The organism is Paenibacillus sp. JGP012, assembly GCF_014203995.1.
GTDB lineage: Bacteria > Bacillota > Bacilli > Paenibacillales > Paenibacillaceae > Paenibacillus > Paenibacillus silvae.
Window position 1 is genome coordinate 19679 of sequence record NZ_JACHKG010000031.1, and the last position, 12062, is coordinate 31740.

20 protein-coding genes are annotated in these 12062 nt (G+C 45.2%); all 20 read right to left on the minus strand.

The genetic code is table 11. The features are described from left to right. Positions 1 to 20 precede the first annotated feature (20 nt). Positions 21 to 206, minus strand: a complete 186-nt coding sequence (locus tag HNR77_RS24975) for a type Z 30S ribosomal protein S14 (protein ID WP_013312154.1) — start codon at positions 204 to 206, stop codon at positions 21 to 23. Positions 207 to 280: 74 nt separating this feature from the next. Next, a complete protein-coding gene (gene rplE / locus HNR77_RS24980) occupies positions 281 to 823 on the minus strand; it encodes a 50S ribosomal protein L5 (RefSeq protein ID WP_111271027.1) in 543 nt (180 codons plus the stop codon). Between the two features lie 32 nt (positions 824 to 855). Further along, positions 856 to 1209 (minus strand): 50S ribosomal protein L24, encoded by a 354-nt coding sequence (rplX, locus tag HNR77_RS24985; RefSeq protein ID WP_090924672.1) that lies wholly within the window; start codon positions 1207 to 1209, stop codon positions 856 to 858. A gap of 41 nt (positions 1210 to 1250) precedes the next feature. Then, positions 1251 to 1619, minus strand: coding sequence for a 50S ribosomal protein L14 (rplN, locus tag HNR77_RS24990; protein ID WP_090905289.1), 369 nt, complete (start codon positions 1617 to 1619; stop codon positions 1251 to 1253). A 35-nt stretch (positions 1620 to 1654) separates the two neighbouring features. Continuing rightward, entirely contained in the window at positions 1655 to 1921 is a 267-nt protein-coding gene (gene rpsQ / locus HNR77_RS24995) for a 30S ribosomal protein S17 (RefSeq protein WP_184190215.1), read from the minus strand. A gap of 46 nt (positions 1922 to 1967) precedes the next feature. After that, the gene (gene rpmC / locus HNR77_RS25000; protein WP_017692083.1) at positions 1968 to 2165 is read right to left on the minus strand and encodes a 50S ribosomal protein L29; all 198 of its coding nucleotides are present in this window, start codon (positions 2163 to 2165) and stop codon (positions 1968 to 1970) included. Then, a complete protein-coding gene (gene rplP / locus HNR77_RS25005) occupies positions 2155 to 2589 on the minus strand; it encodes a 50S ribosomal protein L16 (RefSeq protein ID WP_076292170.1) in 435 nt (144 codons plus the stop codon). The genes rpmC and rplP overlap by 11 nt, the downstream gene beginning before the upstream one ends. A 2-nt stretch (positions 2590 to 2591) precedes the next feature. Next, positions 2592 to 3257 (minus strand): 30S ribosomal protein S3, encoded by a 666-nt coding sequence (gene rpsC / locus HNR77_RS25010; RefSeq protein WP_184190217.1) that lies wholly within the window; start codon positions 3255 to 3257, stop codon positions 2592 to 2594. A gap of 15 nt (positions 3258 to 3272) precedes the next feature. Next, complete coding sequence (gene rplV / locus HNR77_RS25015; RefSeq protein WP_110899282.1) at positions 3273 to 3605, minus strand: 50S ribosomal protein L22; 333 nt, start codon at positions 3603 to 3605, stop codon at positions 3273 to 3275. Between the two features lie 35 nt (positions 3606 to 3640). Continuing rightward, positions 3641 to 3919, minus strand: a complete 279-nt coding sequence (gene rpsS / locus HNR77_RS25020) for a 30S ribosomal protein S19 (RefSeq protein ID WP_056697694.1) — start codon at positions 3917 to 3919, stop codon at positions 3641 to 3643. 71 nt (positions 3920 to 3990) lie between these two features. Beyond that, complete coding sequence (gene rplB, locus HNR77_RS25025) at positions 3991 to 4821, minus strand: 50S ribosomal protein L2 (RefSeq protein ID WP_076292169.1); 831 nt, start codon at positions 4819 to 4821, stop codon at positions 3991 to 3993. Positions 4822 to 4852: 31 nt separating this feature from the next. Beyond that, positions 4853 to 5143: a 50S ribosomal protein L23 gene (rplW, locus tag HNR77_RS25030; RefSeq protein ID WP_110899281.1), complete on the minus strand. Its 291-nt coding sequence runs from the start codon at positions 5141 to 5143 to the stop codon at positions 4853 to 4855. After that, a complete protein-coding gene (gene rplD / locus HNR77_RS25035) occupies positions 5143 to 5766 on the minus strand; it encodes a 50S ribosomal protein L4 (protein WP_111271025.1) in 624 nt (207 codons plus the stop codon). The genes rplW and rplD overlap by 1 nt, the downstream gene beginning before the upstream one ends. Positions 5767 to 5791: 25 nt before the next feature. Further along, on the minus strand, positions 5792 to 6415 hold the full coding sequence (rplC, locus tag HNR77_RS25040) for a 50S ribosomal protein L3 (protein ID WP_184190219.1): 624 nt from the start codon (positions 6413 to 6415) through the stop codon (positions 5792 to 5794). Between the two features lie 47 nt (positions 6416 to 6462). Beyond that, the gene (rpsJ, locus tag HNR77_RS25045; protein WP_017692074.1) at positions 6463 to 6771 is read right to left on the minus strand and encodes a 30S ribosomal protein S10; all 309 of its coding nucleotides are present in this window, start codon (positions 6769 to 6771) and stop codon (positions 6463 to 6465) included. 433 nt (positions 6772 to 7204) lie between these two features. Next, positions 7205 to 8395, minus strand: a complete 1191-nt coding sequence (gene tuf / locus HNR77_RS25050) for an elongation factor Tu (protein WP_184190221.1) — start codon at positions 8393 to 8395, stop codon at positions 7205 to 7207. Positions 8396 to 8490: 95 nt separating this feature from the next. Then, a complete protein-coding gene (gene fusA / locus HNR77_RS25055) occupies positions 8491 to 10569 on the minus strand; it encodes an elongation factor G (RefSeq protein WP_145406607.1) in 2079 nt (692 codons plus the stop codon). 48 nt (positions 10570 to 10617) lie between these two features. After that, positions 10618 to 11088, minus strand: coding sequence for a 30S ribosomal protein S7 (rpsG, locus tag HNR77_RS25060; protein ID WP_007432586.1), 471 nt, complete (start codon positions 11086 to 11088; stop codon positions 10618 to 10620). Positions 11089 to 11175: 87 nt separating this feature from the next. Continuing rightward, positions 11176 to 11598 carry a 30S ribosomal protein S12 gene (rpsL, locus tag HNR77_RS25065; RefSeq protein WP_017692070.1) on the minus strand — a complete coding sequence of 141 codons (423 nt, stop codon included), beginning with the start codon at positions 11596 to 11598 and terminating at the stop codon, positions 11176 to 11178. Between the two features lie 153 nt (positions 11599 to 11751). Beyond that, positions 11752 to 12000 (minus strand): ribosomal L7Ae/L30e/S12e/Gadd45 family protein, encoded by a 249-nt coding sequence (locus HNR77_RS25070; RefSeq protein WP_090924680.1) that lies wholly within the window; start codon positions 11998 to 12000, stop codon positions 11752 to 11754. Positions 12001 to 12062: the final 62 nt, after the last annotated feature.

Here is a 12062-nt window from a genome sequence, read left to right on the forward strand (position 1 = left end):
TCCTTCCCGTTCAGGACTTTTTACCAGCTTGCTTTTTTCACGCCAGGGATCTGGCCTTTATAAGCTAATTCACGGAAGCAAATTCTGCAAATTTTGAACTTTTGCAGTACCGAATGTGGACGACCGCAACGCTCGCAGCGTGTATAAGCACGTACTTTAAACTTTGGTGTACGTTGTTGTTTAACTTTCATCGAAGTTTTTGCCACTTTAGCCTGACACCTCCTAAATAATTTCGGAGAAAAGGGAGTCTTTCCAGACACCCGGAACGTTTATGCCAACATTATTTAACGAAAGGCATTCCCAGTTGCGTGAGCAACTCGCGGGACTCTTCGTCTGTTTTCGCCGTTGTTACGATGACAATATCCATACCGCGGACTTTGTCTACTTTATCATACTCGATCTCTGGGAAGATCAATTGCTCTTTCAGACCCAGAGTGTAGTTACCGCGACCATCGAACGCTTTGCTCGATACACCACGGAAGTCACGTACACGTGGAAGTGTAACGTTGAACAATTTATCGAGGAAGTAGTACATACGCTCGCCGCGCAATGTTACTTTCACACCGATAGGCATGTTCTCACGCAGTTTGAAACCTGCGATAGATTTTTTCGCACGAGTGATTACAGGTTTTTGACCTGCGATCAGTTGCAAATCGTTTACTGCGGAATCCAACACTTTGGAGTTTTGGACAGCGTCGCCCACACCCATGTTGATAACGATTTTCTCGATTTTCGGCACTTGCATTACCGTTGTATAGTTAAACTTCTGCATCAAAGCAGGAGCGATTTCTTGCAGGTAACGTTCTTTCATTCTTGATGCCATGAATCATAGCCCTCCTTTCTCATTCGGTTCAATTAGTCGATAATTTCTCCGGAACGTTTTGCAACGCGCACTTTCTTACCGTTATCCAACACTTTGTAACCGATACGGGTTACTTTTCCGCTCTTTGGATCGATGTGCATCACGTTGGAAACGTGAATCGGAGCTTCCTTCTCGATAATGCCGCCTTGCGGGTTTTGCTGGTTAGGCTTCTGGTGTTTTTTCACCATGTTAACACCTTCCACAAGGACGCGGTTTTCACGAGGATAAGCAGCGATGACACGGCCTTTTTTGCCTTTGTCTTTACCGCTGATCACCATAACCGTATCTTCCTTTTTAACGTGAAGTTTGTTGTTATGGGATTCCAGAACTTTTTTCACTCTTGGCATTTCGTACACCTCCTGTTTCTAAACATCACGAGCATAATCTATTAGATAACCTCTGGGGCCAAGGAAACGATTTTCATGAAGTCTTTCTCGCGAAGTTCACGAGCAACAGGTCCGAAAATACGTGTTCCACGTGGGCTTCTGTCGTCTTTTACAACAACAGCTGCATTTTCATCAAAACCGATGTAGGAACCGTCTTTACGACGTACAGAACGTTTCGTACGAACGACAACCGCTCTTACTACATCACCTTTTTTGACAACGCCGCCTGGTGTTGCTTGTTTTACAGAACAAACGATCAGATCACCGATTTGTGCTGTACGACGTCCCGTTCCGCCCAGTACGCGAATACACATCAGTTCCTTCGCACCGGAGTTGTCGGCTACAGCCAAACGTGTAAATGGTTGAATCATTTAGAATTCCTCCTTTCAGCTATGCTGCTAATGCATTAGATGATAACCGCTTTTTCTACGACTTCAGCAAGTCTCCAGCGTTTATCTTTCGAAAGCGGACGAGTCTCCATGATTTTCACCGTGTCACCGATTTTCGCAGTGTTTTCTTCGTCATGCGCTTTGAATTTTTTAGTGTACTTGATACGTTTATGGTACAAGTCGTGTTTTTTGTAGGTTTCTACAGCAACAACGATCGTTTTGTCCATTTTATCGCTGACCACTTTACCGATTTGCACTTTACGTGCGTTACGTTCTTCGCTCATTGTTGGCCTCCTTCCTGATTACGGACGGAATATATCCGACCTCTGATTAACCGATTCCCAGTTCTCTTTCACGGATGATGGTTTTAGCACGAGCTATTTCTTTCCGCACATCACGGATTCGAGTCGGGTTATCCAGCTGACCGGTAGCGAGTTGAAAGCGGAGGTTAAAGAGTTCTTCTTTAAATCCGGCAATCTTTTGCTCGATTTCAGCAGAGGTTAGGTTGCGAAATTCACTAGCTTTCATTTGCTTCACCACCCAATTCTTCACGTTTCACGAACTTCGTTTTGATTGGCAGTTTGTGAGCGGCAAGACGCATTGCTTCGCGAGCAATATCCTCCGGTACACCAGCAAGTTCAAACATGATCTTACCTGGTTTCACTACTGCAACCCATTTTTCTACGTTACCTTTACCGCTACCCATCCGAACCTCGAGAGGCTTTTGAGTGATTGGTTTGTCAGGGAAAATTTTGATCCAGACTTTACCACCACGTTTGATGTAACGAGTCATCGCGATACGAGCCGCTTCGATCTGACGGTTCGTAATCCAAGCCGGTTCCGTAGCTTGCAGACCGTATTCGCCAAAGTTCAGTGTAGTTCCGCCTTTAGCTTGGCCTTTCATATGTCCGCGTTGTTGCTTACGGTGTTTTACGCGTTTTGGTACCAACATGATTAGTTGCCTCCTTCCTTAACAGCTTGTTTCTTAGCCGTAGGAAGAACCTCTCCACGATAGATCCATACTTTTACGCCGATACGTCCGTAAGTTGTATGTGCCTCTGCTGTACCATAGTCGATATCAGCACGCAGTGTGTGCAGTGGAACAGTTCCTTCGCTGTAGCCTTCAGAACGTGCAATCTCAGCACCGCCAAGACGTCCGCCTACTTGAGTTTTAATACCTTTAGCACCGGAGCGCATAGTTCTTTGAATAGCTTGTTTCAACGCACGACGGAAAGAAACACGACGTTCCAATTGTTGTGCAATGCTTTCTGCTACCAGGATTGCGTCCAGGTCTTGGTTTTTAATTTCAGAGATGTTGATGTGTACTTTTTTACCGCCAGCAATTTTCGTAATTTGGTTACGAAGATTTTCAACTTCAGATCCACCTTTACCGATTACCATACCTGGTTTCGCAGTGTGAATCGTTACGTTTACGCGGTTAGCTGCTCTCTCAATTTCTACACGAGATACAGCGGAGTCTTTCAATTTATTTTTGAGGAATTCACGAATTTTCACGTCTTCCATCAAAAGATCACCGAAGTCTTTGCCTGCATACCATTTAGACTCCCAGTCACGGATAACTCCGACACGAAGTCCGACTGGATTTACCTTTTGGCCCACACGTTTTCCCTCCTTCTACTTTTCAGATACCACCAAAGTGATGTGGCTAGTACGTTTGTTAATACGACTTGCACGTCCCATTGCACGAGGGCGGAAACGTTTCATCGTTGGTCCTTGGTTTACGTATACTTGCGAGATCACCAAGTTATTAACATCCAAAGAATAGTTATGTTCCGCATTCGCAATAGCGGAGTTAAGCAACTTCTCAACAACTGGAGAAGCGGATTTCGGAGTGTGACGGAGAATGGCAACCGCCTCACCTACTTGCTTGCCGCGAATCAAGTCAACAACGAGTTGAACTTTACGAGGAGCAATCCGGATAAACTTAGCATGTGCTTTTGCTTCCATTGTGTAACCTCCTCTCAAACATTAGAGATGTTCATTTATCTTCTTGTTTTCTTGTCATCATCAGTATGGCCTTTGTACGTACGGGTTGGAGCGAACTCACCCAGTTTGTGTCCGACCATGTCCTCAGTTACATACACTGGCACGTGTTTACGACCGTCGTAAACGCCAAATGTGTGTCCGATGAATTGTGGGAAAATTGTAGAACGACGGGACCAGGTTTTGATAACATTCTTCTTGCCTGATGCTTCCATCTCTTCTACCTTCTTGAGCATGTAGCCATCAATGAATGGCCCTTTTTTCAAACTGCGACTCATGTGGAGATCCTCCCTTCAAACATAGCTTTTATGCATCCGCAGATGCCTCACGAAGTTATGCACAGTGTGTATTACTTCGTGCGGCGACGGATGATGTATTTATCAGAAGCTTTATTTTTCTTACGCGTTTTGTAACCAAGAGTAGGTTTACCCCATGGTGACATTGGCGATTTACGTCCGATAGGAGCACGACCTTCACCACCACCGTGAGGGTGATCGTTAGGGTTCATTACCACACCACGAACCTCAGGACGTTGACCCAACCAACGGCTACGACCGGCTTTACCGATTTTGATGAGCTCGTGGTCTTGGTTACCAACAGATCCGATTGTTGCGCGGCAAACTTTCAGAATACGACGAACTTCTCCGGAAGAGAGACGAACGGAAACGTATTTTTCTTCTTTACCAAGCAATTGAGCTTCTGTACCAGCTGCACGAACCAATTGTCCGCCTTTACCTGGTTTCAACTCGATGTTGTGGATAACGGTACCTACTGGAATGTTTTCGAGTGGCAGTGCGTTACCGATTTTGATGTCTGCGTCAGGACCGGAGAATACTTGATCTCCAACTTTCAGACCTTTAGGAGCGATGATGTAACGTTTCTCACCATCAGCATAGTGAATCAATGCAATGTTGGAAGTACGGTTCGGGTCATACTCGATTGTAGCAACGCGGCCCGGTATTCCATCTTTAGTACGTTTGAAGTCGATGATACGGTATTTACGTTTATGTCCACCACCGTGGTGACGAACTGTAATTTTACCTTGATTGTTGCGGCCTGCTTGTTTGCTCAGCGGGGCCAACAACGATTTCTCCGGCTTATCTGTGGTGATTTCCTCAAATGTAGAAACGGACATGTTCCGTCTTGCCGGGGATGTTGGTTTATACTTTTTGATTGGCACTAGTTTTCCCTCCTTACTTCAAAAATTTCAATTATACAGTTTCAAAGAACTCAAGCGCTTTGCTGTCTTGTGTCAGCGTCACAAAAGCTTTTTTCCATTCGCTTGTATATCCGGAATAACGACCGTACCGTTTCGGTTTAGCTGGAACACGAAGAGTGTTCACGTTTTTCACTTTTACGCCGAAAATAGCTTCAACCGCTTTTTTGATCTCGGTTTTGTTTGCACGGATATCGACTTCAAATACATATTTCAAGTCGTTCATCATGTCAGCAGTACGTTCCGTAATAATCGGACGTTTAACAATATCACGAGGATCCTTCATTACGCGAGCACCTCCTCTACCTTCTGAACTGCTTCTTTCGTAATGATCAGTTTGTCGTGCCCAAGCACGTCAAGAACATTAATGCCGTCAGCAGCTACGAATTTCACGCCAGGAATATTCCGTGCGGAAAGAGCTACATTATCATCATAGCTAGGTGCTACGATCAAAGCTTTGCGACCTACTTTGAGGTTATTCAAGATAGCTGCAAATTCTTTAGTTTTAGGAGCGCTCAGAGTCAGAGCATCCAAAACGATAATGTCATTGTCTTGCACTTTGGAAGAAAGTGCTGATTTGATCGCCAGACGGCGAACTTTCTTAGGCAGTTTGTACGCATAGCTCCGTGGAGTCGGACCAAATACGATACCGCCGCCTTTCCATTGTGGAGAACGAATCGAACCTTGACGAGCGCGACCTGTACCTTTTTGTTTCCAAGGCTTACGTCCACCGCCACGTACTTCAGAACGTCCTTTTACTTTGTGGGTACCTTGACGAAGGGAAGCGCGTTGCATAAGAACTGCATCGTACAGAACGTGTTGATTCGGCTCAATTCCGAATACAGCATCATTCAGTTCAACTTCACCTACTTGGCTACCATCTACATTGTAAACTGATACTTTTGGCATTTTGTGTTCCTCCTTTCTTCAGTGGTTATTTTTTCACCGTTTCTTTAACTTTTACAAGGCTGTTTTTCGCACCAGGGATGGAACCTTTAACAAGGATAACGTTACGCTCAGCGTCTACTTTTACAACTTCAAGACGTTGGATTGTAACTGTTTCATGTCCCATGTGTCCTGGCAAGTGTTTGCCTTTAGGAACGCGGTTAGCTTGGATCGAACCCATCGAACCCGGGCCACGGTGGTAACGCGAACCGTGAGACATAGGTCCAGTGCTTTGTCCCCAACGTTTGATTACGCCGGCAAAACCTTTACCTTTAGAAATACCCGTTACGTCAACGAATTCGCCTTCAGCGAAAATGTCAGCTTTCAGTTCTTGGCCAACTTCATATTCCGCGATGTTGATGCCGCGAAGCTCACGAACGTAGCGCTTAGGTGCAGTATTCGCTTTTTTAGCGTGTCCTGCTTCTGGCTTGTTAGCATTTTTCTCTTTCTTATCGGAGAAACCGATTTGAACTGCTTCGTAGCCATCGTTCTCAAGATCTTTCTTTTGCAAAACAACACAAGGGCCTGCTTCGATAACCGTTACTGGAACTACGTTACCTTCAGCGGTAAACACTTGAGTCATTCCAAGTTTTTTTCCTAAGATACCTTTCATGTTGACACCTCTTTTCCTTTATACGTGGTCTTGTTTGTTGCTATATATTACAGTTTGATTTCGATATCTACACCGGACGGCAGATCCAAGCGCATCAAGGCATCCACAGTTTGTGGAGTCGGGTTAACGATGTCGATCAAACGCTTGTGAGTGCGTTGCTCGAATTGCTCCCGAGAATCCTTGTACTTGTGCACCGCACGAAGAATAGTAATGATTTGTTTTTCAGTAGGAAGCGGAATCGGACCGGATACACCAGCACCGGAACGTTTTGCTGTTTCAACAATTTTCTCCGCGGATTGATCAAGAATTCTGTGGTCGTAAGCTTTCAAACGAATACGAATTTTTTGCTTTGCCATTTTAGTCCCTCCTTCTATCGCCCAATTTTTTATCGGACATACTCCGTGAAAATTTTCTGACCACTCTCCCATGGCAAAGGGGCCGGGTGTGTCAGTAACCTCTCACATCATCGCAACGTCACAAGAACAACATTCATTATTATATAGAAAAGATGGGCGTATTGCAAGCATATTTAAAAAAAACATATAAACAAATCTTTTCTAATGAAAAGACACTGTTTAGTACGAAGTTTTTTGAAATATCCAGGCTGCCTAGCCTATCAATCTATAAAATGAATTTTGTCCATTTTAGATGACGCAGGTTCCGAAACGTTGACATAATAAAAGAGTTCTTTATCCGATGTCGGATAAAGAACTCTTCCGAAGCTTCGTTACAATACAATGTTACTCGTTCCAGTACACTGTTGCTTATAGATAATTGGCTATAGCCAAATTATTTTTGAATTGTTGCTACGGAACCCGCACCAACTGTACGTCCACCTTCACGAATAGAGAACTTAGTTCCTTCTTCGATCGCGATTGGAGAGATCAGTTGAACAGTAACCGTGATGTTGTCACCAGGCATTACCATTTCAGTACCTTCTGGCAAGTTGATGATACCAGTTACGTCAGTTGTACGGAAGTAGAACTGTGGACGGTATCCAGTGAAGAAAGGCTTGTGACGGCCACCCTCTTCTTTAGTCAAAACGTAGATTTGTGCAGTGAATTCTGTGTGTGGTTTAACAGATGCTGGTTTAGCAAGTACTTGACCACGCTCGATTTGAGTACGGTCAACACCACGCAGCAACGCACCGATGTTGTCACCCGCTTGTGCGGAATCCAACAATTTACGGAACATTTCAACGCCCGTAACTACGGATTTTTTAGTTTCTTCTACGATACCAACGATCTCAACCTCTTCGCCGACTTTAACAGTACCACGCTCTACACGACCTGTAGCAACGGTACCACGACCAGTGATAGAGAACACGTCCTCGACAGGCATCAAGAAAGGCTTGTCAGTTTGACGCTCAGGCAGTGGGATGTAAGTGTCGATTTCTTTGAACATCTCAACGATTTTTTGAGCCCACTCACCATCAGGGTTTTGCAGAGCTTCACGAGCGGAACCACGAGTGATTGGAGTGTCATCACCTGGGAACTCGTATTCGTTCAGAAGGTCGCGAACTTCCATCTCAACCAATTCAAGCAACTCTTCGTCTTCAACCATATCACATTTGTTCAAGAAAACAACGATGTATGGTACGCCTACTTGACGGGAGAGCAGGATGTGCTCACGAGTTTGTGGCATTGGGCCGTCAGCTGCGGATACAACCAGGATTGCTCCGTCCATTTGTGCCGCGCCAGTGATCATGTTTTTAACATAGTCGGCGTGACCTGGGCAGTCTACGTGAGCGTAGTGACGAGTGTCAGTTTCGTACTCAACGTGTGCTGTGGAGATTGTGATACCGCGCTCGCGCTCTTCTGGAGCTTTGTCGATTTGGTCGAATGCTACAGCAGCACCACCGTAAGTTTTGGACAATACAGTTGTGATTGCAGCAGTCAGAGTTGTTTTACCATGGTCGACGTGACCAATAGTACCAATGTTAACGTGTGGTTTAGTACGTTCGTATTTAGCCTTTGCCATTTGAACGTGGCCTCCTTAGAATTTATAATTTTATGTTTTCACCGAATGCGGTGCTTCAAACTAGGTTTCAAGCACAAGCATTCAGTGTGAGAAAACTACTCGGTGCCTTTTGTTTTGGCAACGATCTCTTCAGCGATGCTCTTAGGAACTTCTTCATAGTGGGAGAGTTCCATGGAGAATACGCCGCGTCCTTGAGTACCGGAACGAAGAGTTGTAGAGTAACCAAACATTTCAGAAAGAGGTACCTTAGCACGAATGATTTGAGCTCCACTACGGGAATCCATACCTTCGATGCGACCACGACGGGAGTTCAACATTCCCATTACGTCACCCATGTACTCTTCTGGAACAGTTACTTCTACTTTCATGATAGGCTCAAGCAAAACTGGACTACATTTGTCTTTTGCTGCTTTCAGCGCCATAGATCCGGCAATTTTAAATGCCATCTCGTTGGAATCGACATCATGGTAAGATCCGTCTACGATTGTAGCCTTAACGTCTACCAGCGGGAAGCCCGCGAGTACACCGTTTTTCATTTGCTCTTCAATCCCTGACAGTGCAGGTTGAATGTATTCTCTTGGTACCGAACCACCGACAATCTTGCTTTCGAACTGGCTGCCTGTACCTGGCTCGAGAGGTTCGAACTCAACCCATACGTGACCGTATTGACCACGACCACCGGATTGACGTACGAATTTACCTTCAACGCGCGCTGGAGCACGGAATGTTTCACGGTAAGCTACTTGTGGTTTACCCACAGTAGTTTCAACCTTGAACTCACGACGCATACGGTCGATGATGATATCAAGGTGAAGCTCACCCATACCTGCCAAGATGGTTTGGCCAGTTTCTTCGTCAGTATGAGCGCGAAGAGTTGGATCCTCTTCGGTCAATTTGCCGAGAGCCACACCCATTTTATCTTGGTCAGCTTTGGTTTTAGGTTCAACAGCGATTTCGATTACCGGATCAGGGAAGTTCATCGATTCCAGGATAACCGGGTGTTTCTCATCACATAGTGTATCACCTGTACCTGTATCTTTCAAACCAACAGCTGCTGCGATATCACCGGAGTAAACTTCAGTGATTTCTTGACGGCTGTTTGCGTGCATTTGAAGGATACGACCGATACGCTCACGTTTGTTTTTAGTTGCATTCAATACATAAGAACCGGATTGAAGTACACCGGAATATACGCGGAAGAATGTCAATTTACCAACGTAAGGGTCAGTCATGATTTTGAAGGCCAATGCAGAGAATGGCTCTTCATCGGAAGACTTACGAACTGCCTCAGTTCCATCTTCAAGATGTCCAGTGATAGAAGGAACATCAGTTGGAGCTGGCAAGTAGTCGATAACAGCATCCAACATCAGTTGAACACCTTTGTTGCGGTATGAGGAACCACAGATAACCGGGAAGATTTTAACCTCTACTACACCTTTACGGAGAGCGGCTTTGATCTCATCAATAGAGATTTCTTCGCCTTCCAGGTATTTCATTGTCAATTCTTCGTCGAGTTCTGCAACACGCTCAATTAATTCGTTGCGAAGTTCTTCAACCTGTTCAACGAATTCCGCAGGAATATCAGTTTCTTCGATATCTTGTCCCAGGTCATCTTTGTACATATGAGCCCGTTGTGCAACGATATCAATGATACCTTTGAAATCATTTTCAGCGCCGATTGGAAGCTGAATCGCAACAGCGTTCGCTTGAAGGCGATCACGCATGTCGGATACAACGTTCAGGAAGTCAGCACCGATGATATCCATTTTGTTTACATATGCGATACGAGGTACGCCGTACTTGTCAGCCTGTCTCCATACAGTTTCAGACTGAGGCTCAACGCCTTCTTTCGCACTGAATACACCTACTGCTCCGTCCAATACACGAAGGGAACGTTCAACTTCAACAGTGAAGTCAACGTGTCCCGGGGTATCAATGATATTTACGCGGTGACCTTTCCAAGCAGCGGTAGTCGCAGCGGAAGTGATTGTAATCCCGCGCTCCTGTTCCTGTTCCATCCAGTCCATTGTCGCAGCGCCTTCGTGAACTTCACCGATTTTGTGCGTACGTCCTGTGTAAAACAAGATCCGCTCAGTTGTCGTGGTTTTACCCGCATCAATATGAGCCATGATCCCGATATTACGTGTATTTTTCAAGGAGAACTCTCTAGCCATGAAATGGGTCTCCCTTCAAAATTGAAGTTTTTTATTGTGAACTGAATCCTACCAACGGTAGTGAGCAAACGCTTTATTCGCTTCAGCCATTTTGTGTGTGTCTTCGCGTTTCTTAACGGAAGCGCCTGTGTTGTTGGAAGCGTCGATGATCTCAGCCGCCAAACGCTCTTCCATTGTTTTCTCACCGCGGTTGCGGGAGTAGTTCACGAGCCAACGTAATCCCAAAGAAGTACGTCTCTCTGGTTTTACCTCGATTGGTACTTGGTAGTTGGCACCGCCGACACGGCGAGCTTTAACTTCCAGGACTGGCATGATATTCTTGATTGCTGCTTCAAATACTTCCATCGGGTCATTACCCGTACGTTCTTGAATCAACTTGAACGCATTATACAGAATACTTTGAGCAACACCGCGTTTTCCGTCGAGCATGATGCGGTTGATCAAACGAGTAACCAACTTGGAGTTGTATACCGGATCTGGCAACACGTCTCTTTTCGTAACTGGACCTTTGCGTGGCATGGATATCCCCCTTTCTTTCTTGTTCAGCAGACCCTGTACCTTCCAGACCTAAGCCAGAAGGCTATCAGGCTACCTGCTTATAGTGATTTAGGCTTTTTTAGCTTTTGGACGTTTCGCGCCGTATTTAGAACGAGCTTGCATACGGTTGTTAACACCTGCAGTATCGAGTGCTCCACGAACGATGTGATAACGAACCCCTGCAAGGTCTTTTACTTTACCTCCACGGATCAATACCACACTGTGCTCTTGAAGGTTATGTCCGATTCCCGGGATATAAGCAGTAACCTCGAGACGGTTCGTCAAACGAACACGGGCATATTTACGAAGTGCAGAGTTCGGTTTACGAGGAGTCATTGTACCTACACGAGTGCAGACACCACGTTTTTGTGGGGCACTGATGTTAGTGGATTCACGTTTCAAAGCGTTGAACCCTTTTTGCAAAGCTGGTGATTTAGACTTTTCAACTTTTGCTTGACGTCCTTTACGAACCAGTTGATTAATAGTTGGCATGTGATTGCCACCCCCTTCCTCAATTATTCATGTTTCTTTATAAACCTTATACGCTAAGCCCACAGACCCAGGCGGTTCATAAAAAGACAAATGAAAAGTTTTTGCCTTGGAGAATCCATTAAATGTTCTCGGACAAAAACGTTCCTTACCCTATCATTTTACGACAGCAGCCATTGCTGCCCCCACTCCAATCCCGCAAGCTTTGCCGAGATTTTTCATTGTGTCCACTTTTGTGTACTTTACATTGTGCTGTTCACACAAGGCAATGATTTTGGAAGTGAGCTGCGGATCACTATCTTCTGCGACATAGACTTCAGAAGCCATTCCTGTCTGCACAGTCCGCATGGTCTGTTTGGTACCAATCTTGACATGAGCATCTTGCAAGCCTTTTTCATTAGACATCATACATTCCTCCGAATAGGACCATTTACAATCAGCTGCCCACGCACCTTTGATATATTAGC